The organism is Natrinema pellirubrum DSM 15624 (assembly GCF_000230735.2).
In the GTDB taxonomy this organism is placed as follows: Archaea; Halobacteriota; Halobacteria; order Halobacteriales; family Natrialbaceae; genus Natrinema; species Natrinema pellirubrum.
The window spans coordinates 78,773-103,493 of sequence record NC_019962.1; the positions used below are offsets into that span (position 1 = coordinate 78,773).

The following is a 24,721-nucleotide window of genomic DNA, read 5'->3' on the forward strand; positions in this document are numbered from 1 at the left end:
CGCCGGTCAGAATCGGTTCTACGCTTTGTCCGATCAGTTCTGACCGTTCAGCGTGATGTCGTTGATCCCGATGATCCGCTCGTCGGACTCGAGTTCCTCCTTCGCTTCCGTGGGAACCTCGCTGTCGACGTTGTAGACGGTCAGTGCCTCGCCGCCGATGGTCTCGCGGGCGTTGAACATGCCGGCGATGTTGACGTCGTACTCGCCCATCACGGAGCCGATCTGGCCGATGACGCCGGGTTCGTCGGTGTTGCGGGCGATGACCATCCGGCCGTGGGGGATGGCGTCGACGCGGTAGCCGTCCACGCGGACGATCCGGGGATCGTTGCCGGCGAAGAGGGTCCCGTCGACGGAGACCTCGTCGTCGTCGTTGCTGACAGTCACGGAGATCAGGCTCTGGAAGTCCTCGGCCTGTCGTGTTTTCGATTCCGTCACATCGACGCCCCGATCCTCGGCGATCTGTGGTGCGTTGACCGCGTTGACCTGCCACTCGAGGGGCTGGAAGACGCCCTTGAGCGCGCTCGCGGTGACGAACTCGATGTCCTCGTCGGCGATCTCGCCCTCGTAGACGACCTCGACGTCCTCGATGCGGCCCTCGAGCAGTTGCGCGGCGACCTTGCCCGCGGTCTCGGCGATCTCGATGTAGGGCTCGACGCGGGGGAACGCGCTCTCGTCGATCGAGGGGGCGTTCAGCGCGTTCGCGACGGGCTCCTCGGCCAGTGCAGCGTTGACCTGACTGGCGGTCGAGGTGGCGACGTTCTCCTGAGCGGCCTCCGTCGAGGCACCCAGGTGGGGCGTGACGATGATCTCGTCGTGTTCCAGCAGCGGCGAGTCGGCGGGCAGGGGCTCCTCGGCGAAGACGTCGATCGCCGCGCCGGCCAGCGTGCCGTCCTCGACCTTGGCGGCCAGTGCATCCTCGTCGACGACGCCTCCGCGGGCGCAGTTGACGAGGTAGCCGTCGCCCAGCAGATCGAGTTCGTCCTCGCCGATCAGCCCCTCCGTCTCGGGGGTCAGCGGCGTGTGGACGGTTACGAAGTCGGCGGCCTCGAGACAGTCCTCGAACTCGACGAGTTCGGCACCGATGCGGTCGGCGCGCTCCTCGCTGATGTAGGGGTCGTAGGCGACGATGTCCATGCCCAGCGAGTCGAGTTTCTTGGCGACCTCCTGGCCGACGCGGCCGAGGCCGACGACGCCTAAGGTCTTGCCGTCGAGTTCGGCTCCGAGATAGTCGCTTTTGGCCCACTCGCCGTTTTTCAGGCGGATGTGGGCCTGGGGGATCGAGCGCGCGATCGCGAACGTCATCGCGACGGTGTGTTCCGCGGCCGCCCGAACGTTGCCCTCGGGGGCGTTGGCGACGATGACGCCGTTGTCCGTTGCGGCGTCGATGTCGATGTTGTCGACGCCGATGCCGGCCCGGCCGACGATGGCCAGCTCTTCGGCGGCCTCGAGGACCTCCTCGGTGACCTCGGTCCCGGAGCGAACGATCATGCCGTTGGCGTCCGAAACCGCCTCGAGGAGTGCCTCGCCCTCGAGTTCGTAGCCCGTTTCGACCTCGTGGCCGGCGTCTCTGAGTACGTCCAGACCCGCGTCCGCGATCGGATCCGTGACGAGAACCTTCATGCGCGAGACAACCGGGCGGAACACGTAAACCCTTCCGTTGTGGTCGGGGCCGGCAAAAAATACCGCTGTCTCCCGGTCCGTGTCTCGGCGGCGGTGTGGACGCCGACCCCGTCCCCCGCGTCGTCGATACCGTCGTTTCTCGACGGCAGTCGGCGATCGGTTCCGCCCCGACCTCCCAGTGTCCGAGAATTACGGCGTGGAGTTATCAAGCGACGGACTGTATCGTCGAGTATGTACGACAAAATCCTGCTGCCGACCGACGCCGCGGAGGGAACGGAACTCGCGATCGAACACGCCGTCGCCGTCGCCGAGGACACCGGTGCGGACCTCCACCTGCTGTATGTCGTCGACAGCGACGTCTATAACTCCTACAGCGGGGACGAGTACGTCCACGAGTTCGAGAGCCTCGAGGCCGCGCTGGAACACGTCGGCGAGGAGGCCCTCGAGTCGGCCGCCGAGGCGGCCCGAGACGCGGGTCTCGAGCCGACGACGGTCGTCAGACACGGCCGCCCCCACGAACAGATCCTCGAGTACGCCGACGAGGCCGACGTCGACATGCTCGTAATGGGGTCGAAGGAACGGTCCGGCGACTACCGCCAGCTGCTCGGGAGCGTCACCGATCGCGTCGCGCGATTGGCCTCCCGTCCGGTGACGATCGTCAAGACCCCGGTCGAGGACGGCGAGTAGGACCGGCCGTTATTTCGCTCGCGGGAGGCGGACGACGACGCAACTCCCCGCGCCGTCGCGGGACGTGTAGTCGAGATAGCCCCCGTAGTCGTCGACGATGAGGCTGGCGAGCCACAGCCCCAGCCCGTTGCCGTGTCTGACCTGCGTGATCGGTTCGTCGTTGAAGATGCCGGCCCGCTCGGATGCGGGGATGCCGGGCCCGGTGTCGGCGATCCGAACGGCGACCGTTTCGTCGCTTTCGTCGACGCCGATTTCGACGGCCGGCTCGGCCGCGTCGGCGTGGACGATCGCGTTGTGGACGAGTTCCTCGAGAACGGTCGCGAGCCGATCGTCGCCGGCGACGACGGCGGCCGTCGCCCCGGTGATCGTGATCATACTCGTGGGATGTCGGTCACGGAGGTCGTCGACGACCGTCTCGAGGACGTCACCGACGGCCACTGGCGTCCGCGGGCGGCCGTCCTCGAGGGTCACGTCGGCGAGTTCCTTCGCCGACTCGTTGAGATCGATCAACGACGCGGCCGTCGCCGCGATTTCGGCCGCGTACTCGCGGTGGGTCTCGTCCTCGAGTTCCGCCAGCAGTGTCTCCGCGAACCCGCTGATGACGTTGAGTTCGTTGCGGAGGTTGTGCCGGAGCAGTCGGTGGATGACTCGTAGGTGCTGTTCCCGGAGTTTCAGCGGCGTGATGTCCCGTCCCTCGGTGACGAGCAGCTGAATCTCGCCCCGTTCGTCGGTGATCGGCCGGATCGAAAAGTCGATGATCGCGGTTCGGTCGGCACCTCGGATCCGGAGTTCGTCCCGGAACAGCTCTCCGTCGCCGGCGCGTTCGACGGCCTCGAGGGCAGTCTCGCGCGCCTCGTCGTCCAGCTGGAACCAGTAGGTGTCCCAGACCGGTTTCCCGACGACGTCGGTTCGTTCGACCCCGGCGAAGGAAAGCGCCGTCCGGTTGACTTCGAGGACGGTCCCGTCGGGCTCGAGGAGACCGGTGAACTGGTAGGTGTTGTTGAAGACGGCCTCGAAGCGGCGCTGGCGGGCCTTCCGGCCGGAGAGATCACGAAAGAGGCCGGTGAACAGCCGCTGGCCCTCGTGGGTGTGTTCCCGGAGGCTTACCAGCACGGGGACTTCGTGGCCGTCCTTGTGTAACGCGGGGAGTTCGATCCCGTCCCAGTCGATGTGTTTCTCGCCGGTTCGGAGATACTTCTCCAACCCGGCGGCGTGGGCGTCCTGCAGCCGTTCGGGGATCAACGTCATCTTCGAGGAGCCGATGAGTTCCGCGGGGCTGTAGCCGAGGATCGACTCGATCGCTGGATTGGCGAAGACGATGGTACTCTCCTCGTCGATGGTCAGCAACCCCTCGGAAGTGTTGGCGACCAACTGCCGGAAGAACTCGCCCTCCTCGAAGGGAAACAGCGGCGACTCGAGGCCGTCGGTCGAACTCGACCGCTCACACGCCCGGTCGCCGTCGGTCACGCCAGGGAAACAGTACGCTGAACCTATATAAACATCGGCCACCGGGCGGAAGCGTGAGCCGATCGTCGTCGGTTACCGAGCCGGTCCGGCCAGTCGCGAAACGGCGGCGACGGCGGCCCCGACCCCGACCGCGAACGCGCTCACGCCGGCGGCGAGTCCCTTTCCAAGGCGCGACGGCGATTCCCGTCGGTCGACCGCTCTCCGCTGGTTCGGCGTCGCTCTCGTTGGCGTCCGCGTCACCGTCCGACCGGTCCCCTTCCTCGAGACTCGGCCCCTTCTCGTACTCGGAACATAGAATATCCGACACATACGCGCTACTGTGGGCGGCTCGATACTACGTTTCGGTTCGGCTCTAGCTGAAAGAACGGCAACTCTCGCGATGGGAAACCTGAACTGGTTTATCCCGGGACCGTCAACCGGCGAGCGATGACAGTCGTCGCTTTCGACTTCGACGGGACGCTTTCCGATTCCGAGATGACGGTCCTGCTGGGCGATCGCCGCGGCGTCGCCACGGACATGGACGAGATCACCGAGCGCGCGATGAACGACGAGATCGAGTACGCCGAGAGCCTGCGCAAGCGCGCGGCCCTGCTCGAGGGGCTGCCGGAAGCGGAGGCCGAGGCCGCCTTCGACGAGGTCGTCCTCCGGGAGGGCGCGGCCGATCTCATCGCCGAGTTGAACGACGCCGGCGTCACGACCGCCATCCTCACGGGCGGGTTCGAGCGCGGGGTCGCGGCCGCGTTGGAGCGCGAGGGCGTCTCCGTCGATCACATCGTCTCGAACCGGCTGCCGATGACCGGGGGCGAGAGCGAGGCGACAGCCTCGGACAGTACGAGCGGCGATCAGCCGCGAGTACTCACCGGCGCGGTCGAGGGGCCGCTGATCGAGGGCACCAAGGACGACGCCCTCGCGGACCTCGCCGACGAGGTCGGCGTCGACCTCGCCGACACCGTCGCGGTCGGCGACGGGGCCAACGACCTGCCGATGCTCGAGGTCGCGGGGCTGGCGATCGGGTTCGAACCCAAACCGGCGGTCGAACCCCACTGTGATACCGTCGTCTCGACGATGGCCGAGGCCCGCGAGACGCTCGTCGCGGACGGCGTCCTCGACGACGAGTGAGCGACCCGTAACCGCCGGTTGTATCACTCGTCGATATCCGGTTCTCCGTTCCTACCGTCTCTACTCGCCGTTTCGTCTCGTTACCCGGCTCGGCGTGACTCTCAGGACTAACTGCTGATTTCGGCACCGAACAAGTTATTAACTCGTGACCGAGTAAGTACTGCTGATGATGTGGCAAGACCTCGTATTCATGCTCGGCAGCGGCCTCTCGATCGTCTTCCTCGCGCCCACCCTTCGCGACTCGAGCGCACGGGTTCCGTTAGGCACGAGTCTCCCGTCGATGGGGATCGGCTTCGTCTACGCGACGACGTTCTTCACGCTTGGGATGACTTTTTCGGCGATGGGCGCGTTCGCCGCCGGGACGATGTGGTCGCTGATTGCGCTGTTCCGATCGCCTCAGGGCATCTCGATGAAGCTGCTCGCCCGGGAGAACCTCGCGCTGTTCGTCTCCGATCTCCAGTACTGGCTCGCGCGCCGGCGGTCGAACCGATCGTACGCAGAGCAGTACGTCGCGCTCGAGCAGGGTCACGAACACCAGTCCTGATTCTTTCGACCACACCACGGCCGTGACTGTCGGTGTGCGTTCGTTTCGGTCCGTGTGAGAAATCGATAGGTTCGATCCGTCGTTCGATTCGGCTCCGCGCGTCGATAAGCGACTCGAGCGTTACTGGACCTTCGCCATCACCGTCTCGAGGGCGTCGCGGGGCTGCGTGAGCAGGCCGCCGACGGCTCCGAGGATCGCCGGCACGATGATCCCGGCAAAGAGGAGCGCGTCGGTGGTCGACGGACCGAACTCGGCGTTGGTGGTAACCGAATCGCCCGCGTCGTTGAGGTACTCGCTGGCCTCGAGGCCCAGTACACCGCTGCTCTCGGGACCGATGAGGCTCGCGACGGTGGGCACTTCGGAGTAGCTGTGGCTCATCAGGAACGCCGCGATGGCGGCGAACGCGACGTAGGGGAGCGCGACGGTGACACCCGCCTTCGCGGCGTCGACGGTATCGTCGGCGTCGGTGTACTTGGCGACCGCGTACCCGGCAGCGACGATCCCCCCGACCGTCACGAGGAAGAGAAACAGCGCCGACAGGAAAAATGGGCTACCCGGGCCGCTGCCGAACGCGGCAGCGTGATTCGGGGCACCGCCGAGCGCCGCGGCTTCGCCGTCGACTTCGAATCCCGTCCCGAACACGCTGAGGTAACTCCACCCGGCGGCCTTCCAGGAAGGAACCATCTCCGTGATGATCAACGAGTCCTCACCCGTTCCGACCGCCTCGGCGATCGGCGATGACTGTGCCGTCGCGATCATCGTCAGGAGCAGGTGCGTGAGATACGTCGCGACGACGGCGATGGCCCCGAACACCGCCCCCTCTTTGACCGGCAGTTCGTTCCCGCTGCCCTGCGGGACCTGCCGTTGTACGTCCGATTCATCCTCGTAATCGAGTTGCTTCCCGTCTGACATCACCAATACATCAGACAGACAGGTATTATAATTTACGGCACTGTTCCCCGCTGACACCGATATTGGCTGGCGAAACACCGTGTGAATCGGCCCAACTACCTGTCGAATTTCCGTCTGGTATCGTGGCTGCCACGATCTCACTCGGAAAACAGACTCGTATGGACCGGCGCGAACTCACCGGAGTTGTCGGACTCGGATTCCGGTTCGGTGTCGGTGATCGCCCGTCCCTCGAGCCCGCTTGCGAGCAGGTCCGACAGCGGCGGGCCGACCTTCTCGGGTTCGACGAGGAAGGCGTCGTGGCCGTGATCGGACTCGACGACGTGATGAGCGACGTCGACATCGGCCGCGCGGGCGGCCTCGGCCAGCGCTTCGGCCTGTTCGGTGGTGAAGTGCCAGTCGCCGGTAAAGGAGAGCAAGAGGAGTTCGCCCTCGAAGGCCGCCAGCGCATCGGCGTCTCCCTCGTAGCCCGCCGACAGATCGAAGTCGTCCATCGCGCGGGTCATGTAGAGGTAGCTGTTGGCGTCGAACCGGTCGACGAACTTGTCGGCCTGATAGTCCAGATAGGACTCGACCTCCCGATACGGGAAGAAGGCGGCCGCGGGGTCTGGCTGTTCCTCGCGGACCGTCTCCCGGCCCGCCGACCGCCGGCCGAACTTCCGGCCCATCGAGGCCTTCGAGAGGTACATGATGTGGCCGATCTGGCGGGCTCGAGCCAGCCCCTCCTCGGGTTCGGCCCTCCCGTCGGACGAGTCCGACGACCCTCCGTTCGCGTCGCTCTCGGCGGCGCCGTAGTAGTGGCCGCCGTTCCAGTTCGGGTCGCTCGTGATGGCCCGGCGGGCAACGGTATCGAGCGCGAGACACTGCGGATCGAGGCGGGCGGCGGTTGCGACCGCACCGGCGCGTTCGACGTCGTCCGGATAGCGACGGAGCCAGTCCAGGACGTTCATCCCGCCGACACTGCCGCCGACGACCGCGTGGAGCCGGCCGACGCCGAGTTCGTCGAGCAGTTTCCGCTGGGCGCGGGTCCAGTCGCCGACCGTGACCGGCGGGAAGTCGGTGCCGTAGGGTTTGCCGGTCTCGGGGTTCTCGCTGGCTGGGCCGGTCGTCCCGTAGCACGATCCCGGCACGTTCGCACAGACGACGTAGTACTCCGTCGTGTCGATGGCCTTCCCGGGGCCGACCACGTCGCCCCACCAGGCTCGAGCCTGTCCTGCGGTCTCGTCGCCCGCGTCCGGCCGGCGGGCGACGTGGGCGCTACCGGTCAGCGCGTGACAGATCAGCACCGCGTTATCGCCGGTAAACTCGCCGTAGGTCTCGTAGGCCACCTCGAGGGTCGGGATCGACTCCCCCGAGAGGAACTGGAACTCCCCGAGGTCGGCCGTCTCTTTCGTCGTCACGCCGTCTCACCCGCCGCTTGCGTCGCGGCCGCGATCGCACTCTCGAGGTCCGCGAGGATGTCTTCGGGGTCCTCGATACCCACCGACATCCGGACCAGATCGTCGGTGACGCCGGCCTCCTTGCGCTCTTCGGGCGTGAGTTGGCCGTGGGTGGTGCTGGCTGGGTGGATCACCAGCGTCTTCGCGTCGCCGATGTTCGCGAGGAACGAGGCCAACTCGACGTTCTCGCAGAAGGCCTTGCCCGCCTCGTACCCCTTCTCGAGGCCGAACGCGACCATCCCGCCGTAGTCCTCGAGATATCGCTTGGCGTTGTCGTGGGTCGGGTGGTCCGCGAGGCCGGGATGGGTGACCCAGGCGACGTCCTCGTGATCGTCGAGGTAGTCGGCGACGATCCGGGCGTTCTCGCAGTGTTTGTCGACGCGCAGGGGCATCGACTCCAGCCCTTGCAGGGTCTGCCAGGCGTCGAACGGCGACTGCTGGTTACCGAGACTGCGCAGCGAGCGGTAGCGTGCGGTCGCGGCGAAGGGGGCCTCGGGGAAGTCCCGCGAGAAGTCGACGTCGTGATAGGCGTGGTTCTGGCCCGCGATCTCGTCGTAGCCGTGGTCGCCCCAGGGGAACGAGCCGCCGTCGACGAGTACCCCGCCGACGGTCGTCCCCGAGCCGTGGAGCCACTTGGTCGTCGACTCCCAGACGACGTCGGCCCCGTGTTCCAGCGGTCGACACAGCGCCGGCGTCGCGAACGTGTTGTCGACGACGAGGGGGACGCCGTTGTCGTGGGCGATCTCGGCGACCCGCTCGAAATCCGGCGTCACCAGCGAGGGGTTGCCGATCGTCTCGACGTGGACGAACGCGGTGTCCTCGTCGATGGCCTCGGCGTAGGCGTCGTACTCGAGCGTAGGGACGAACGTCGGTTCGATGTCCCGCCGAGTTGCGGTTTTCGAGAAGTAGGCCGTCGTCCCGCCGTAGGTATCGGTCGAACAGACCACGTTGTCGCCCGCCTCGGCGAGGATCAGGACGGCGGCGTCGAGCGCGGCCATGCCGCTGCCGGTCGCGACCGCGCCCGCACCCCCCTCGAGGTCGGCGAGGCGGTCCTCGAGCGTGGTGACCGTCGGGTTGGCCATCCGCGAGTAGATGTAGCCGTCGTCCTCGAGGGCGTATCGGTCGGCGGCGGTGTCGGCGTCCTCGAAGACGTAGGAGGTCGTCTGATAGATCGGCGGTGCCATCGCACCGGTTTCCGGATCGGGAGACTGGCCGGCGTGGACGCTGCGGGTGCCGAGCCCGCGCTCCTCGCTACCGGCGGTGTCACCGCCTCCATCCCGGGACACCTCCGGTGTCTCACCGTCGGCGTCGTACCCGTCGCTGGCGTCGTCGCTCATGTTTCATATGCATACTTCTCCACATTCATATGCACCGCAGTAACGGCAAAAATAGCAGCCTAGACATTCACATGCACGGACTCCGTCGACGACTCCACGTCACCTGCAGGCTCAACCGCTATCCGCGGGGGCCGCTACCCTCGAGCCGTGCAGACAGTGTTTCATCTCATCGCCGACGAGCCGGCACAGCGAGCGACCGCACTCACGATCGCGCAGAACCTCACCGAGGACGACTCCGTCGATGTGGATGACATCGCTATCGTCGCACAGGCCGACGGCATCGAGCCGCTGACGGCCGGCGGCGACGACAGCGGGATGGTCGAATCGCTGCTCGAGACGGGTGTCGCGGTCAAGGCCTGCGGGAACACGCTCGACCTGAAAGACCTCGCGGAATCGGACCTCGTCGAGGGCGTCGAGACCGTCCCCTCGGGCGGCGGCGAACTCACGCGACTACAGAACGAAGGCTACGCGTATATTCGTCCGTAGCCCGCCTCCGTACGGCCTCGGCTCGGGCGTCGCTACGCGTGTTCGAGCGACTCGAGCATCGTCCGAACAGCCCCGGACTCGGTCTCGAATCCGTGAACCTGCGGGAAGACCGCGACGGGAATCACGAAATCGTCGCCGTGGGTCACCGGTTCGCCGACCAGCAGGAAGACCTCGAGCGACGCGCCGGCGCTGACGAGTCGTGCGCGCGCCTCGTACCGTGCGAGCGTCGTCTCGGTTCCTAGGACCGACACCGACTCCGACCCGACGCGCTCGACGTTCTCGAGTCGGTCGTATCGGTTCTGGATCAGCGCGACGAGGTCGTCCGTCGAGTAGTCGCCGACGGGATTGAACGTCTTCCCGAGGACCGACACCTGCGGCGTCGAGAGGACGGCGACGACCGCCGCCTGGACGCGCGTCAGTCCGACGGCAGCGAGCGAAATCGAGCGGTCGTACTCGGCGTACCAGTTCCGGGCCTCGATCGTCCGTTCGATCCCGAACCGGCTCACGGTCCGTTCGACGGGCACTTCCTCGGCGGTGCGTTCCTCGTACCCGGTCTCCTCGAGCGCGGCCGGGGCGACGGTCGCCGCCTCCGAGGCCAGTTCGTCCTCGAGGACTCCGGCACAGCCGGCGACGGTCGCGGTCCCGGCGGTCATACCCGTGGCGAGCAGTCGGCGACGCGTGAGTGCCATCGATCGATGCAGGTCGTTCGCCGACGAAAGCGCGTCGGTTTCGGCTACACGGGGGACGCGGCCGAAGGCGTCGTCGGAGACGGACGACTTGATACCCCCGTAGTACAAAGGGCCGCCCGTGCACTCGAGTGACCGTGATCGGGTCGTGCTGGCAGCCCTCGTCTTCGCAGTGATGTTCTCCCAGCTGCTGCTCTATCCGGGCGTCGCGACGCTCGTCGAGGCGCTGGGGGCCGACGCGGCGACGTCGGCGTTCGCGGCGACGCCACTCGACGCGAGCATGTGGTTCCTCGTGGCCGAGTTCGCCGCCTACGTCGGCTTCGTCGGCGTCTGGGGGGTCGCGAGCGACGCGACCGGGCGACGGGTCCCGTTCATCGTCGCGGGCTCGTTCGCCGGCGCGGTCGGCTACGCGTCCCTCGCCGCGGTGCCGGCGGTCGGTTCGATTCCCTTCGAAGGCATCCTCGCCCTCCGGGTCCTCCAGGGCGCGATGACCATCGGCGCGTTCTCGCTGACGATGACCATGCTGATGGACCTCGAGGGGGGCCACGGCCGGAACATGGGCGCGGCGGGGATCGCCATCGGCACCGGCGCGGCCCTGGGTGCGCCGATCGGCGGCCAGTTGACCGAGGTCGATCCGCTCGCGCCGCTGCTGGTCGCCGCCGGGCTCCTCGTCTGCGTCGGGGCGCTCGTGACCCGCGTCGAGGACCGAACGCCCGACCGTGGGCGGAGCGCTCGCGCCCTCGTCGACGGTCTCCGACGGCAACCGGTCCTGTCGATCCCGTACGCCTTCGGCTTCGTCGACCGGCTCACCGCGGGGTTTTTCGCGCTCGTCGGCACGCTGTACTTCCAGGAGACGTTCGGACTCGACGCCGGGGCGACCGGTCTCATGCTGGCGTGTTTCTTCGGTCCGTTCGCCCTGTTGCAGTACCCCATGGGCGCGCTCTCGGACCGGATCGGACGAACCGTCCCCATCGTCGTCGGCTCGGCCTGCTACGGTGGCGGGATCCTCCTCGTCGGGGCGTCCCCGTCGGTCGCTACCGCCGCCATCGCGATGATCGGCGTCGGGATCCTCGGTGCGCTCGTCTCCCCCGCGACGATGGCGCTGGTTACCGACCTCGCCGACGAGAGCGAACGCGGCGTCGCCATGGCCGGGTTCAACCTCGCCGGAAGCCTCGGCTTCCTCGGTGGCTTCCTCGTCGGCGGCACCGTCGCCAGCAACCACGGCTACGACCTGGCCTTCCTCGTCGTCGGCGGCTTCGAGATCGCGATCGCCGTCGTCACGATCCCGGCGTTTCTCCGGCTCTCGCTCGAGCCGACCGAGCGGTTCCGATCCGGTGACCGGGGCGATGCCTGAGAGTGGCCGTGCGTCCGACAGGCCACCCCGTCTTGATCGTACAAATATTGTGGTATGTATATTCACATCATTGTAGTGGGAGAAGGTATCAACTTTTATGCTCTCAATCCCTATTCCCGGTGATGGCACGAGATAATCCGGTTTCACGGCGGACAGCGCTGAAGGTGACGGGCGCGGCGGCGACGACCGCGCTCCTCGCCGGTTGTAGCGGTGGCAACGGCAACGGCAACGGCAACGGCAACGGTGACGGTGATGGTATCGAGATCGATCCCGACACGCAGATCGAGTTCGACGGACAGACGTCCGGCTGGGTCGGCATCGCGCCTGACTCGATCGCCGACGAGGAGAACCCGACGCTCATCCTCCAGGAGGGGGAAACCTACGAGATTGGCTGGACAACCGGCGACGGCGCCGAACACAACATCGCGATCTACGACGAGAACGACGAGGTCGTCGACGACCTCGTGACCGACCAGGTCACCGAACCCGGCGACGATCAGTGGCTGGAGTTCGAGGCCAGCAGCGAAATGGTCACGTACATCTGCGAGGTCCATACGACGACGATGGTCGCCGATATCCAGGTCAAATAGTCCGTTGCGGGTGCAGTGGGTGTAACCGTACTACAACGGTGACGGTAAGGTACCTCAGCGAACCCGCCACGGCGATCGCTTTGATCGGCTGTGTTGAATCACCATACGGCGTTGGATTTCACTGTTTGACGGCCCGCTTGATGTTATAGACAACACACATCAAGGCGATTTCACGGAACTCTCGATACCAGGTACGCGCTTGCACGGTGTAGCCGAGCGAGCGCTTGATTGCGGAGTTCACGGTTTCAGTCATTGACCGCTGAGCGTACCGGTCTTCGTCAATACGTGCGTTGTGTGCGTGATCGTAAGGAGCGAAGATCCGGTGTTTGATCAGCGGACGAATGTCGAGTTCACGGAGCTGTTCGCGGAGCGCTTGCTTATCGTAGCCCTTGTCAGCGGCAAGTGACTGCAGATCGCCCGCGTTCCGGCGGGCGATCTGCTCACAAAGGTCTGCGTCACTTCCTTCTAACGTCGTCGAGCAGTGAAGATCGAGAACGGCTTGCGTTGCTGTATCGACGAGTTTTGTGACTTTGATCGTTTGAACGCGGTAATTTGTTCGGTGGCAGCAGTGGCGGCTCGCACGATCACGTTCGTAGAATGTCGTGTCGACAGCGGCGTGTTCAGAAGAGTTGTGCAACTGCCCGACTGGCGCAGCAGCACTCGACAGACACACATCTCGATCCGGTCAAACGCCTTACATAGCGTAGATGGAGCGGGGAAATCGGCCACGTCAAGGCCGATCTCCCCTGCTATTTGCGGCATTTCCTTCAAGAGATCGATCGCCATCCGATAGGACGTATCAGAGCGTGTCATAGAATAGTTCTCAGGAGGCGTTGTTCACGGTTTCGCCCTTGAGCAAAACCCATGACTGACGAAATTCATAGGATTACACGCGAATTGGAAGCTGTATAATCGCCAAGTTGAGGGTATGAGACGTATTCTATGACACGCTACGTATCAAGGTAAATCCGGCGACAATGCAGCGAAATGAGGGCATAGTCGGCGAATCCGCCGCCACCGGTCGGGGTGGCGGATTCGCCTCGTTCACCCGTAACTCTTTGTGCAATCGAGACGCAACGCTCGGTGAAGCGGGAGGTTTGCGTCATGGACAACCAAATTTTCCCGCTTCAACTCCTTCGATTTACTGACCTTTCCTGACGCCGTCTAGTGATTCAACGCAGCCCTTTGATCGGCGCGAGAACCCTTTTGGAACGGCGATAATCCGGATATTGCTCTCGCCGCGGACTCACACGCTGACTGAGGACCTCTCACTATGCGGATATATGGGGTGAAACTGACCGACAGCTGCGACCGGTCTTCTCGCGGGTTGTCTGGACGAGACGTTCGAGCTGATCGAATTCGAGACGACCGTCGAACTCCGATCGCTGGCTATGTCCTGGGAGAGTGTCGCGCCGTCTCAGATCGAAGGCGTGGAGAACCCCACCCTCACTCTCCGAAAGGGCGAGAACTACACGATAACGTGGACAGAGGACGAGCAGGGCGCCCACAACCTCGCGGTCTACGGCGACGGCGAGTCGGCCGGCGTGGGACCGACTGAGGTGTCCAGCGCGAACGACCCGGCCTAAGCCTCGATTCGAAGCCTCGAGTAATACCGTCGAGTTCGTCTGTGAGCCCCACTACTACATCGGAATGCGGGGCACTATCGAGGTCCGAAGCGGCGAGTGACACCGGTGTCGACCGATCATCAAAAGTACCATACTGCCTCGTTCCGCAGTAGCCCGTATCAGGTGATATCCGTGACCGAAAAACGCGAATACATGGGCGACTACCCCGACAAGACGCTGTATATTCCGGGCCCGACCGAGGTGCGCGAGGACGTCATCGAGGCGATGTGCGAGCCGATGTTCGGCCATCGCATGGACCGGATGACCGATCTCTATACGACCATCGTCGAGGACACCAAGGAGTTCCTCGGCACCGACAACGAGGTCGTTATCCTGACCGGGTCGGGCACGGAGTTCTGGGAGTCTTCGACGCTCAACCTCGTCGACGAGAACATCCTCGTCCCGACCTGTGGTAGCTTCAGCGAGCGCCACGCCAACGTGGCCGAGCGACTGGGCAAAGACGTCGACCGCCTCGAGTACGACTGGGGCCAGGCGATCAAACCCGAGGACATCCGCGAGGAACTCGAGGCAAGCGACACCGACTACGACGTCGTCGCGACCGTCATGAACGAGTCCTCGACGGGCGTGCGCAATCCCATCGAGGAGATCGGCGACGTCGTCGCCGAGTATCCGGACACCTACTTCGTCGTCGACGCCGTCTCCTCGCTGGGCGGGGACTACGTCGACATCGACGAACACAACATCGACGTCATCTTCGCGTCGACCCAGAAGGCGTTCGCGATGCCGCCAGGGCTGGCGGTCTGTGTCGTCAGTGACGAGGCCTACGAGCGCGAACTCGAGAAGGACTCCGCCTCGTGGTACGGCGGCTTCCAGCGGACGATCGACTACTACGAGCGGAAGGGCCAGACCCACTCGACGCCGGCGATCCCGATCATGCTCGCGTACCGCAAGCAGATGAAACACATGCTCGAGGAGGGCCACGACGCCCGGGACGAGCGCCACCGTGAGATGGCCGAGTACACCCGCGAGTGGGCGCGTGACCACTTCGACATGTTCCCGGAAGAGGGGTACGAGTCCCAGACCGTGAGTTGCATCGAGAACACGCAGGACATCGACGTCGCCGCGACGATCGAAGCCGTCTCCGAGGAGTACGACTTCGTCTTCTCGAACGGCTACGGCTCGCAACTCGGCGAGCAGACCTTCCGCATCGGCCACATGGGCGAACACGACCTCGAGTCGATCAAAGAGCTGACCGACGCGATCGAGGACGTCGCCGGGCTGTAGGTCCCGGACGTCCCACACCGCGTCTCGGTATGAGGATCGCGAGTACGGATGCGAGGCTGTGATCGGTCGCTCACGTCGATACCGTATCAATGGTGATTTGTTTTCGATGGGTACTGTCGGTGGGGCAGAAGCAATGAGAGGATCCAAGTACACGTTCGAGACGGGTACCAGACCGACCGACGACATCGCAAGCGAGATCGAGGCCGTCATCGACCAACTCGACGGAAACGGCTACGTCGACGACTGTCTGGACAACGTCTACTGGAGTCCCAGCGGAAGTACCTACGACGGGGCGTGGAACGACAAGGCTCCACCGGCGGAAATCGAGGCACCACTGGTGGCGAAGACCTCGATAGAGGACCACAGTTACAGCGGACAGGTACGACTGTACCGTCAGTTCGACGGCGAGTACGTGGCCGTTGACGTCTTTCGATCCCTCTCACACAGCTTTTGGGCGATCGCGGACTACTCGGCGGCTAACTACGGTCTCGTCCCGGCTCTCAACGACGGCTGGTACCGGCTGTTTTCGGAGGAGCGACGGCTTCCAGGCCGTCGCGGACTTCCACTGGACGAGTCCGAGTCGGAGCGACAGGTGGCTCCGTCGGCCGTCCTCCGGGACCAACGCGACGACCTCTCGTTCGAAGCGGCGACGACGCTGCTGGACTGCGACGAGTACTACCACCTGCTCGCGACGAAGCTTCCCGATGCGGTCGAGGACACGGAGATCGATCGACGGATCGCCGACTGGCTGGAAAGCGACGATCCGGATCGAAACGGGCGGGCCGTTCGGTGGATCGGTGCCGTCGCGGCCCGTCCGACCGATCGCTCGTGGGGAACGGTACCCGCGGGGAAAGAACAGTCGAGCCACACACCGGATGCCGTCCCCTCGATCGACGGGGACGATACGTTCGAACGGTTCGTCCGCACGCTTCCGGCGGTCGATGCGGCGACACAGCGGCTGGTCGCGCGGACGCTCTGGGAACCGTGGCTACTGAGCGCCGACACACCCCCGAAGCCGGACCACGTGAGTACGCTGGCGGACCTCCTCGACGCCGAGTTGCCGGAGATACGGGTGGGGGCACTCCACGGCGCCAGCCGCCTCCTCGGCGACCTCATCGTCACCGCCGAGAACGCCGACGACAGTCCCGACTCCCTCGAGGCGCTGGTGCCCGCGATCGAGGCGTTCTACGACGCGTACGTCGCCGCGCTGTCCGACGAGCATCCGATCGTACGAGCGCGAGCCGCCGACCTGATGGTGTCCGTCCTCGCGGGGGAGCGTGGCGACGGTGTGATGCTGGTCGCCGAGCGGCTGCTGAACGAGGTTCCCCTCGAGACGCGAACGGAGATGGTCCGCGGTCTCGTCCGGCTGACCGAAGGGCGAGACGCGATCGCGACCCGGATCATCGACCAAAACGTCGAAAGCCTGTCCGAGCGCGTGTTCGACGACGAGGACGCGACCGGCGGGCGCTCGAACGAATAAATAGACCCCTACTCGTGGCGAGCAACCGGGCGCAGTAGGTGACGGCCGCCACGAACGTCCCGCCGTACGCTATGATTCCCGCGGCTCCGAACGATCGAGCCGGTTCTCGTTGCCTTCGAGACCGCCGAGCGGACGTTGAGCGACCGAGTGACGCGTGACGAGTCCGCTCGAGCGGTCGCTACCGCGGATCACTCGAACAGCCCGAGGAGCCACTCGAAAAAGCCCGCGATCAGATCCACGAGTCGCTCGAGTAGCGAACGGAGGCCGCCGATGGGGCCGTTGCTCCAGTCCGATCCCTCGGTCGCACGCTCGTCACCGAGTGCCGCCCGGGCGTTCACGAGCCCGTCGCCTTCCGCGCAGGTTCCGAGTACCGTCTCGGCCGTCTCGCCGAGGATCTTCCGAACTGGCTCGTTCGGTCCCGGGCCGTCCTCCTCGCGGGTTTCCCAGACGAGCGCCGCGACGCCGGTGACGAACGGACAGGCCATGCTCGTCCCGCTTGCCTGCGCGTACCGGTTGTCGACGGTCGTCGAGTTGACGTTCGTTCCCGGTGCCAGCAGGTCGACGGCCGACCCGACGCTACTGTAGGATGCCAGCCGGTCGTCCTCGTCCATCGCGGTAACCGCGATGACGTTCTCGTGGGTCGCCGGGAAGGTCATCGTCTCCGCGCCACAGGAGTCGGGTCCGTCGTTGCCCTCGTTGCCGGCCGCACAGAGCAGGAGGTGTCCCGCCGAGTGTGCTTCGTCGATCGCCCGGGCCAGCGAGGTGTTTTCGGCCTTGCCGCCGAGACTCATCGAGATCAGCTCGACGTCGTTGGACAGACACCAGTCGATCCCGGCGACCAGTTGGCTGTAGCGGCCGGCACCGTCGTCGTTGAGGACCTTCACCGCGTGCAGGTTCACGTCGGGGGCGACGCCGACGACGCCGCGGTCGTTGTCCAGCGCGCCGACGATCCCGGCGACGTGTGTCCCGTGGCCGTGGCGATCCTCGTAGTCCCCGGGCGGCCCGTCGCCGGTGAAGTTCCGCCCGCCGGCGACCGACAGACTGCAGTGTCCCGACTGGATCCCCGTGTCGAGGATCCCCACGTCGACGCCCGCTCCGTTCGGGTCGACGCCGTCGGCACCGATGCGTTCTACCCCCCACGACGGTCGCTGGTCGGGATGGGTGGCACAGTCGGAGCCGTCAGGGGGATTCAGGAGGTCCGGCAGGGACGGCGACCAGTTCCCGGGGATTCCGGTCTCGTCGTCGTCTTCGATGAACGCTACGCGGTCGTCGCGACGCAACTCCTCTAGTCCGGCCGACGGGACCTCCGCGACCACGAACTCGAAGTTGTCGAACTCGAGGAGCGTGGTTCCGCCGACGGCCTCGATGAGCCCAAAGAGATCGCCGAGGCCGTCGAGCAGCCCCGTTTCGGGGTGGACGAACACCCGCTCGGTGTCGGGTTCGAACTCCGCGGCCGACGCGGGCGTGCCGACCAGCCCGGCCACAGCGCCGGCCCCGATACCGCCGAGTACTCGCCGCCGGCTGTATTTCATGCGCGGGTCGATGCACAACGACTGAATAAGTCTTCTGTGTCGGGCGACAGTCAGTCGACGCGACCGATCGCGCGTTCCTGAGCAGTACGGCGCCAGCGATGTTTCGACTGGGTGATTTCAGAACGCTACCACTGAAAATGGGGAACGGGCTTCGTCGGGCCGTGAAACTATCTACCCGAATTCTCGGCGAGCGAGTGGTTTGGAAAACCCGAGCGAAGCCGTTCACCGCGAGCGCCAAAGGCGCTCGCGGGCCGACGACTGACCCGTAATGAACGCAGTGAATGAAGGGGAAGGAGGAGCGCTTTTCATCGAAGTTTTCCCGAGGGTGCGCCTTCGGCGCACCCGCAGAGGAAAAGTTCGGTCTACTGGATATGGCCTTCGTCGCGCAACTGATCGGCTTCGCTTTTCTCGTAGCGCCAGGTGATGTCGGCTTTCTCGTCCTGCCAGTCCCAGGGTTCGACGAGGACGACGTCGTCCTCACGGATCCAGATGCGTTTTTGCATCTTCCCGGGAATCCGCGCGGTGCGTTCGGTGCCGTCGGCACAGCGTACCTTGACTCGATTCGCCCCGAGCATGTTCGTGACGGTCGCGAAGACCTCGTCGTCCTCGGGCATCCGGAGGTTCTTCCGACCGCCCTCGCCGTCGTCGCTCATGGCCCCAGATTGGCGGTCGAGGGGTTTAACCCTTTACTGATTGCGTGGACGGAATCGCTAGCCGTCGCGGTTGCGGTCGACCGCCCGATCCACGAAACCACGCCGTTTATCTCGCTCGGATCGGCAGTCATCCGTATGCTAAAGAATCTCGGTGCGTTGGGGATCGCTGGTCTCGTGATCGTCCTCGCCGGAATCGGTCTTATCGCCTACGTGAGTCCGCTGATCGCGACCGGCATGGCCCTCGTCGTCGCGGGGCTGGGGCTGGTCGTCAAGTCCCTGATCTCCGGCATGCTCCAGAACTTCGGTATGTTCTGATACGGTCTCCGATCGGTTATTTCGGTGGGACCGCGACCGTCCTGTGGTCTCACCGGTACACCGGGACAGCAAACCGCCTCACACTTCGTTGTCGCCGGCCCGGTGTTCGCTGATCACCTGGTCGACCATCGAGGCCTTGCGCTGTTTCCGTCGTTCGCGGGCCCGGTCGTGCCAGTCGTCGATGACGGCTTCGACGTCGTCCTCGCGGGCGACGGCGAGTTCGTCGACTTCCTGCATCGCCACGTCGTCGGCGGGGCCGACCGGAACCTCGGCCTCGAAGAGGATCTCGTCGGCGATCTCCGAGAGGCCGCCCTCTTTGAGGATCACACGGGGGTCGAACTCCGCCATGAGCTGGGCCGTCGAGCGACCCGCGCCGCTGGCATCCCGGATGTAGACTACGTCGCCGCCGGCGATCCCGTATTGCTCGTCGGCCTCGCGGATCGCACCCTTGGTGAACTTCTCGACGACCTTGACCGGAACCAGCCCCTCCTTCTTCGCCGAGACGTCGCTGAAGTTCGAGTGATCGAGCTTCCAGAGCGCCTTCATTCGCTCGACTTTCTTCTCGAGCGTCTCGACCGTCTCCCGGGCCTCGTCGCGCTCGCGTTCCAGACGGGTCGCCTTTCGCTCGAGGCGGTTCACCTCGCGGTCCTTGCGGACCTGCGTGCGTTCCTCGCGCCGGGCCAGCGAGAGTTCGGACTCGAGTTCGTCGATGCGGTCGTCCCGGTCCTCGAGGCGGCCCTCGAGGGTTTCGACGTGTGATTGCAGCCGTTCGACCTGTCGCTCCAAGTCCTTGATCCGCTGCTCCTCTTCGGTGAGTTCACGGGGCTCGTGTTCGGTGGTCTCGTCGTTCTCGCTGCCGTCGTCGTCGCGAAGGTCCGTCAGGACGGCCTCGACGCTCTCCTCGCCGGCGACGACGCGGGCGGTGACCTTTCCGCGGTCGATCCCCGGCGGCAGCTTGTCGGCGATCCGCTCGAACTGATCCGCGTGGGCGTCGATCGCGTAGAGGGCGGCGGCCATCGCGTCGCGTTGGTGGTCGTTGTCGTAGGGCTGTTCGCGAGTGCGGTGTTGCTTCTCGTCGACCGGGAGGTCGCTGTCGGGCGTCCAGCCGGCGGCGTCGAAGCTCCGCCGGAACTTCTCGACGGTTTCGGGCATCGGCGTCACGTCCGCGGCGACGATGACCGGCCGACCGCGCTCGACGATCCACTCGATCACGTCGGCGGTGTCGCTGGTCCGTGAACTCCAGACGTCTAACACCTCGCCCTCGAGGGAGACGATGGCGACGGCGGTCGTCGTCCCGGGGTCGATACCGACGACGACGTGATCGCGCCGTTTTGCGAGCGGGCGGAACTCGATGCCGTCCCGCCGTTCTCGTTCGATCTCGACGCGGACGTCGCCAGAGCGGTTTCGCGAGACGGGGATGTCCTGTGGGCGCGCTTCGACGGTGAAGACGGCGTTTGCGAAGCCGCCGTAGGCCTCCCGGACCTCGCGCTCGTAGGCGAGGTTCGCGTCCTCGAGTTCGGACTCGACCTCGCGGGCCCGTTTCTTGACGGAGCCGTGGATGCGGCGGGTGTAGCGGTCCTCGCTCCAGCCGCCGCTGCCGGTCGAGCGGCCGCGGGCGACCTTGACTTCGGTCGTGTCGGTAAATGCCGATACCTCGTGGCCGACGTTGTGGGCGGCCAGTCGGGCCGCGGCCTCGGCCTCCTGCATGGGGTCTTTCCCGTAGGGGACGCCGTGGCGTTTCGCGACCCGCGAGAGGGGTTCGGGTTGCTCGGCACCCGTCACCTGAACGAGCATGGTGTCGGCGGGCAGCGATCCCAGGAAGTGGATGAGCTGGTCCTTGTCGGCGGCCAGCTCGTACATGTTGTCGGTCGCGACGATCGCCGGCTCCTCGTCGTCGATCAGTCGCCGGAGTTTCCGGTGGGTGACGACGTCACGTGTGACGCCGTCGCCGTCGTAGACGGCCAGTGCGTACGATGGCGCGTCGCCGCGTACGTCACCGCTCTGGATGTCGACACCGAAGACGACTGCATCGAGCGCACTCGTTCGGGTACTCACAGGGGGTCGTAGGGACGAGGCGGCTATAAATCCGGCGCGGGACCGCACCTGCTTCGACTGCGGGCCGGCATCGAGCGTGGCACACACTCGACCGGTTCGCCGTCGATCACGTCTCGTCGCCGTCGGGGTACGGAATCTCGAGCGCGTCCCCGTCGTCGGGGACGAACACGGCGTCGGGGTCGCCCGCGAAGACCTCGCGGGCTTGCTCCTCGTGATCAGCGGTGTAGCCGGCGTAACGCGAGGACAGATGCAGCAGTGCGAGCCGGTCCGCACCCGCCCGGTTCGCGATCTCGGCGGCCTGTCTCGCAGTGGCGTGGGCGGTCTCGGCCGCGCGGTCGGCGCGGTCATCGGCGAAGGTGGCGTCGTGGATCAGGAGGTCGGGGTCGTCGGCGACCTCGATCGTCGCCTCGGTCGGGCGGGTGTCGCCGGTGTAGACGATCGACCGACCGGGGCGGGAGTCACCGACGACCTGTTCGGGGTCGACGACGGTGCCGTCCTCGAGTTCGACCGACTCGCCCTCGTGGAGTCGTGAGAACTTCGGGCCGACGGGGACACCGAGTTCCTCGGCGCGCTCGCGGTCGAACCGGCCCTTGCGGTCGTCCTCGAGGAGCGCGTAGCCGACCGAGCGGGTGTCGTGATCGGTTCCGAACGCGCGGACCTCGTACTCGTCGGCGCGGTAGGCGACGTCGCCGTCCCCGACTTCGTTGATCCGCACGGGAAACGAGGGGCGGTTTCCGAGCGCGTTGATCAGGCCCTTGATCTGCCCGCGCGTCCCGTGGGGGGTGTGGATCGCCAGCGGCTCGTCCCGGTCGTTGAACGCCATCGTCTGGAGCAGCCCCGGGATCCCGAGGACGTGATCGCCGTGACAGTGCGTGACGAATAGCTGCGAGACGGAAAACCCCGTACCGAAGCGCATCATCTGGCGCTGTGTCCCTTCGCCGGCGTCGAACAGCAACTCCTCGCCCTCGCGGGCGACGAAGACGCTGCTTGGATTCCGGTCGGTCGTCGGGATCGCCCCGGCCGTCCCCAGAAACGTCACGCGCAGTGGCATCGCCCAAGACTCGGCGGGCCGCGACTAAACCGGCTTCGGATCGCTCGAGGGCGGCGTTCGATACCGCCGGGCGATAGTAGGCGGTGACAAACGCCGTGGCGGCGGCGCGTGCCGGTCGAGTTTCGAGTCGGCGCCCGAACGGACAGTCTCCGTGAACTGTGGTAAGCGGAGACTATTCGGGAAAACCGATTCGAACCGATTCGCCGTCCTGCGAACGGACGACGCGTTTTACCACCGTCGGCCCGAATGGGGGAACGACGACCCCCAGATGAGCCCGCAACTGACGTTCGGCACGGTAAAGCGGATCGGCGCGATCTTGCTCGCGATCGCGATCGTCCTCGCCGCCGGGATCGTGGTCGGGCAGGCTCCCGCCATCTTCGGCGTCGAGGAGGATCCCGAGGCGTCGATCACGTTCGAGGACCAACAGGGCAACGGCACCGCGGTCACCATCCGTGAGGTCTCCCTCTCCGAGGGCGGCTACGTCGTCGTCACCGACGGCAGCGACGAGCCGCTTGCGGTCTCGAACCGGCTCGAGGCCGGCACTCACGAGAACGTCACCGTCGAACGCGCCGACGACGCGACTCGCGAACTCGTCGGCCAGCTGACGGCGACGGTCCACCGGGATACCGCGGACCAGGAGGGATACGCCTACGGCGAGACCGACGGCGAGGAGGACCAGCCCTACCTCGAGGCCGGGTTCCCGGTCAGCGACACCGCGACGGTGACCACGAGCGAGGAAGACGCACTGAGCGATTCCTTCGCCGTCGAATCGATCGACGCGCCGGCGTCGGCGACGACCAACGAGACGATCCGGGTGAACGCGACGATCCGCAACCCGACCGAGTTCCAGACCCAACAGCCCGTCGAGGTCCGCATCGACGGCGCGGTCTTCGAACGGCAGATCCTGGAACTCGAGGGTGGCGAGTCCCGAACCGTCACCTTCGAGACCGATACGAGCGGCGCGCCGCCGGGCGAGCGGACGATCGGAATCTACACCGACGCCGACGGCGCGGTCTCGACGATCGACCTCGAGTTCCACACTGAGCCGAGCGTTTCCGTCGCCGATGGCACCACCGAGAGCGTGACGGTCGCCGCGGCGATCCCCGAACGAGGATTCGTCGCCGTCGAAGACAACGGGTCGGTGGTCGGTACGAGTGACCAGCTCGAGCCGGGCGAACACGAGAACGTGACGATCGATCTCTCGGACGACGCGTCGATCGACGAAGACGACGACCTGACGGCCGCCCTCTACGCGGGGAGCCCGGCCGACGCCGACGCGGCGTCGCCGATCGAGTTCGAGGGCGAACCGGTCGAGACGACGTTTACGATCGCGCAGGCGGGGGGCGGTGCGGACGACGGCGACGGAAACGAGTCCGACGGCGGGTAGTCGACCCGGCCCGGCCGCCGCCTAACCGACCGATTCTTACCCGCCTGTCCCCTATCCGCTGGCGATGGACGCGCCGCTGTGGACCGAGATCCACGCCCCGGAGCTGGCCGAGTTGCCACAGGACGACGCTCGCGAGTACTTGGAGCGAGCCGTCGAGGAGCCGATCAACCTCCTCCTGCAGGGCCCACCCGGGAGCGGGAAGACCGCCGCGGCGCGCGCACTGGCCCGCGAGGCCCACGACGATCCGGACAACGACTTCGTCGAGATCAACGTCGCCGACTTCTTCGGGCGGACCAAGACCGAGATCAAGAACGATCCGCGGTTCGAACACTTCCTCGTCGGCCGATCCTCGATGTCCAAACGGGACATGATCAACCACGTCCTCAAGGAGTCCGCGAGCTACGCGCCCGTTTCGGGCGGGTACACCACTATTTTGCTCGACAACGCCGAGGACGTCCGCGAGGACTTCCAGCAGGCCCTGCGCCGGATCATGGAGCAACACCACCGGACGACGCAGTTTATCATCGGGACGCGCCAGCCCACCAAGCTCATCCCGCCGATCCGCTCGCGGTGTTTCCCCGTTTCCTTCCCCTCGCCGACCAGCGAGGAGATCGTTACCGTCCTCGAGCGGATCGTCGAGCGCGAGGGCGTCGACTACGACGCGGACGGCCTCGAGTTTGTCGCGGGCTACGCCGACGGCAACCTCCGACAGGCCATTCTCGCAGCGCAGACGACCGTCGAGGACGCGGGCGAACTCACGATGAGCGCGGCCTACGAGACCCTCGGCGAGGTCGGCCTCGAGGACGAGATCGAGTCCATGCTCGACGACGCCGAGGCCGGCGACTTTACCGACGCCCGGTCGACGCTGGACGACCTGCTCGTCGACGAGGGACTCGACGGCAACGAGGTCCTCGAGGCGATCCTTCGGATCGCTCGCAAGCGGTATCAGGGCGAGCAACTCGCCGAGATCCACCGGCTGGCGGCCGACGTCGACTTCGAGATGCACGAGGGGACCAGCGACCGACTCCACGTCTCGGGGCTGCTCGCCGAACTCGGTCGAGACGCCTGATCGGGGCTCGGACCGCGGGCGGTATTCTCCGGTCAATATCGGTCGAGAACGGACCGTTATCCGCCCGCCGT

At 65.8% G+C, this 24,721-nt stretch carries 23 protein-coding genes and 2 pseudogenes; 13 read left to right on the forward strand and 12 right to left on the reverse strand.

Annotation, left to right across the window (positions count from 1 at the left end; genetic code table 11):
• Nucleotides 1-33: 33 nt before the first annotated feature.
• Complete coding sequence (gene serA, locus NATPE_RS00415) at nt 34-1,620, reverse strand: phosphoglycerate dehydrogenase (protein WP_006183187.1); 1,587 nt, start codon at nt 1,618-1,620, stop codon at nt 34-36.
• Between the two features lie 231 nt (nt 1,621-1,851).
• Here serA and NATPE_RS00420 point away from each other — a divergent pair, with 231 nt between their 5' ends.
• Nucleotides 1,852-2,307 carry a universal stress protein gene (locus NATPE_RS00420; protein WP_006183188.1) on the forward strand — a complete coding sequence of 152 codons (456 nt, stop codon included), beginning with the start codon at nt 1,852-1,854 and terminating at the stop codon, nt 2,305-2,307.
• 9 nt (nt 2,308-2,316) lie between these two features.
• On the opposite strand, the gene NATPE_RS00425 is transcribed toward NATPE_RS00420, so the two are convergent.
• On the reverse strand, nt 2,317-3,774 hold the full coding sequence (locus tag NATPE_RS00425) for a PAS domain S-box protein (RefSeq protein WP_006183189.1): 1,458 nt from the start codon (nt 3,772-3,774) through the stop codon (nt 2,317-2,319).
• A gap of 426 nt (nt 3,775-4,200) precedes the next feature.
• Here NATPE_RS00425 and NATPE_RS00430 point away from each other — a divergent pair, with 426 nt between their 5' ends.
• Entirely contained in the window at nt 4,201-4,893 is a 693-nt protein-coding gene (locus tag NATPE_RS00430; protein ID WP_006183190.1) for an HAD family hydrolase, read from the forward strand.
• A gap of 166 nt (nt 4,894-5,059) precedes the next feature.
• Nucleotides 5,060-5,437 (forward strand): hypothetical protein, encoded by a 378-nt coding sequence (locus NATPE_RS00435; RefSeq protein WP_015298641.1) that lies wholly within the window; start codon nt 5,060-5,062, stop codon nt 5,435-5,437.
• A gap of 120 nt (nt 5,438-5,557) precedes the next feature.
• Here NATPE_RS00435 and NATPE_RS00440 read toward each other — a convergent pair whose 3' ends face one another.
• The 3 genes from NATPE_RS00440 to NATPE_RS00450 form a co-directional block, all read right to left on the reverse strand.
• Complete coding sequence (locus NATPE_RS00440; protein ID WP_006183192.1) at nt 5,558-6,349, reverse strand: hypothetical protein; 792 nt, start codon at nt 6,347-6,349, stop codon at nt 5,558-5,560.
• A 137-nt stretch (nt 6,350-6,486) separates the two neighbouring features.
• Complete coding sequence (gene metX / locus NATPE_RS00445) at nt 6,487-7,746, reverse strand: homoserine O-acetyltransferase MetX (protein ID WP_006183193.1); 1,260 nt, start codon at nt 7,744-7,746, stop codon at nt 6,487-6,489.
• Entirely contained in the window at nt 7,743-9,122 is a 1,380-nt protein-coding gene (locus NATPE_RS00450) for an O-acetylhomoserine aminocarboxypropyltransferase/cysteine synthase family protein (protein WP_006183194.1), read from the reverse strand. Before NATPE_RS00450 ends, metX begins: the two co-directional genes overlap by 4 nt.
• Nucleotides 9,123-9,269: 147 nt before the next feature.
• Between NATPE_RS00450 and NATPE_RS00455 the strand changes: the two genes are divergently transcribed.
• Entirely contained in the window at nt 9,270-9,608 is a 339-nt protein-coding gene (locus tag NATPE_RS00455; protein WP_015298642.1) for a DsrE family protein, read from the forward strand.
• A 32-nt stretch (nt 9,609-9,640) separates the two neighbouring features.
• Here the strand turns inward: NATPE_RS00455 and NATPE_RS00460 are convergent, their stop codons facing one another.
• Nucleotides 9,641-10,297, reverse strand: a complete 657-nt coding sequence (locus tag NATPE_RS00460; protein ID WP_015298643.1) for a DUF6517 family protein — start codon at nt 10,295-10,297, stop codon at nt 9,641-9,643.
• Nucleotides 10,298-10,415: 118 nt separating this feature from the next.
• On the opposite strand from NATPE_RS00460, the gene NATPE_RS00465 reads away from it, so the two are divergent.
• Nucleotides 10,416-11,648 carry an MFS transporter gene (locus NATPE_RS00465; RefSeq protein ID WP_006183197.1) on the forward strand — a complete coding sequence of 411 codons (1,233 nt, stop codon included), beginning with the start codon at nt 10,416-10,418 and terminating at the stop codon, nt 11,646-11,648.
• Between the two features lie 122 nt (nt 11,649-11,770).
• Complete coding sequence (locus NATPE_RS00470) at nt 11,771-12,238, forward strand: hypothetical protein (protein WP_015298644.1); 468 nt, start codon at nt 11,771-11,773, stop codon at nt 12,236-12,238.
• Between the two features lie 118 nt (nt 12,239-12,356).
• Here the strand turns inward: NATPE_RS00470 and NATPE_RS00475 are convergent.
• Both NATPE_RS00475 and NATPE_RS22035 read right to left on the reverse strand, forming a co-directional pair.
• Nucleotides 12,357-13,039, reverse strand: a pseudogene (locus NATPE_RS00475) (IS5 family transposase); the annotation flags it as partial.
• Between the two features lie 158 nt (nt 13,040-13,197).
• Nucleotides 13,198-13,344, reverse strand: a pseudogene (locus NATPE_RS22035) (IS5/IS1182 family transposase); the annotation flags it as partial.
• 285 nt (nt 13,345-13,629) lie between these two features.
• Here NATPE_RS22035 and NATPE_RS00480 point away from each other — a divergent pair.
• From NATPE_RS00480 to NATPE_RS00490, 4 genes are all read left to right on the forward strand, one after another.
• Nucleotides 13,630-13,824, forward strand: a complete 195-nt coding sequence (locus tag NATPE_RS00480) for a hypothetical protein (protein WP_006183200.1) — start codon at nt 13,630-13,632, stop codon at nt 13,822-13,824.
• Nucleotides 13,793-13,924: a plastocyanin/azurin family copper-binding protein gene (locus NATPE_RS22920; RefSeq protein WP_241432783.1), complete on the forward strand. Its 132-nt coding sequence runs from the start codon at nt 13,793-13,795 to the stop codon at nt 13,922-13,924. Before NATPE_RS00480 ends, NATPE_RS22920 begins: the two co-directional genes overlap by 32 nt.
• A 71-nt stretch (nt 13,925-13,995) precedes the next feature.
• Nucleotides 13,996-15,108, forward strand: coding sequence for a pyridoxal-phosphate-dependent aminotransferase family protein (locus tag NATPE_RS00485; RefSeq protein WP_049804964.1), 1,113 nt, complete (start codon nt 13,996-13,998; stop codon nt 15,106-15,108).
• A gap of 133 nt (nt 15,109-15,241) precedes the next feature.
• Nucleotides 15,242-16,588: a hypothetical protein gene (locus tag NATPE_RS00490; RefSeq protein ID WP_006183202.1), complete on the forward strand. Its 1,347-nt coding sequence runs from the start codon at nt 15,242-15,244 to the stop codon at nt 16,586-16,588.
• A gap of 188 nt (nt 16,589-16,776) precedes the next feature.
• Here NATPE_RS00490 and NATPE_RS00495 read toward each other — a convergent pair whose 3' ends face one another.
• Together NATPE_RS00495 and eif1A are read right to left on the reverse strand one after the other, a co-directional pair.
• Entirely contained in the window at nt 16,777-18,120 is a 1,344-nt protein-coding gene (locus NATPE_RS00495) for a S8 family peptidase (RefSeq protein WP_006183203.1), read from the reverse strand.
• 362 nt (nt 18,121-18,482) lie between these two features.
• Nucleotides 18,483-18,773: a translation initiation factor eIF-1A gene (gene eif1A / locus NATPE_RS00500; protein ID WP_006183204.1), complete on the reverse strand. Its 291-nt coding sequence runs from the start codon at nt 18,771-18,773 to the stop codon at nt 18,483-18,485.
• A 135-nt stretch (nt 18,774-18,908) separates the two neighbouring features.
• On the opposite strand from eif1A, the gene NATPE_RS00505 reads away from it, so the two are divergent.
• Complete coding sequence (locus NATPE_RS00505) at nt 18,909-19,088, forward strand: DUF7470 family protein (RefSeq protein WP_015298646.1); 180 nt, start codon at nt 18,909-18,911, stop codon at nt 19,086-19,088.
• Between the two features lie 78 nt (nt 19,089-19,166).
• Here NATPE_RS00505 and NATPE_RS00510 read toward each other — a convergent pair whose 3' ends face one another.
• Nucleotides 19,167-21,143 (reverse strand): DUF460 domain-containing protein, encoded by a 1,977-nt coding sequence (locus NATPE_RS00510; protein ID WP_006183206.1) that lies wholly within the window; start codon nt 21,141-21,143, stop codon nt 19,167-19,169.
• Between the two features lie 106 nt (nt 21,144-21,249).
• Nucleotides 21,250-22,194 carry a ribonuclease Z gene (gene rnz, locus NATPE_RS00515; protein ID WP_006183207.1) on the reverse strand — a complete coding sequence of 315 codons (945 nt, stop codon included), beginning with the start codon at nt 22,192-22,194 and terminating at the stop codon, nt 21,250-21,252.
• 268 nt (nt 22,195-22,462) lie between these two features.
• On the opposite strand from rnz, the gene NATPE_RS00520 reads away from it, so the two are divergent.
• Entirely contained in the window at nt 22,463-23,581 is a 1,119-nt protein-coding gene (locus NATPE_RS00520; RefSeq protein WP_172637281.1) for a DUF7282 domain-containing protein, read from the forward strand.
• Nucleotides 23,582-23,645: 64 nt separating this feature from the next.
• The gene (locus NATPE_RS00525) at nt 23,646-24,650 is read left to right on the forward strand and encodes an AAA family ATPase (RefSeq protein ID WP_006183209.1); all 1,005 of its coding nucleotides are present in this window, start codon (nt 23,646-23,648) and stop codon (nt 24,648-24,650) included.
• Nucleotides 24,651-24,721: the final 71 nt, after the last annotated feature.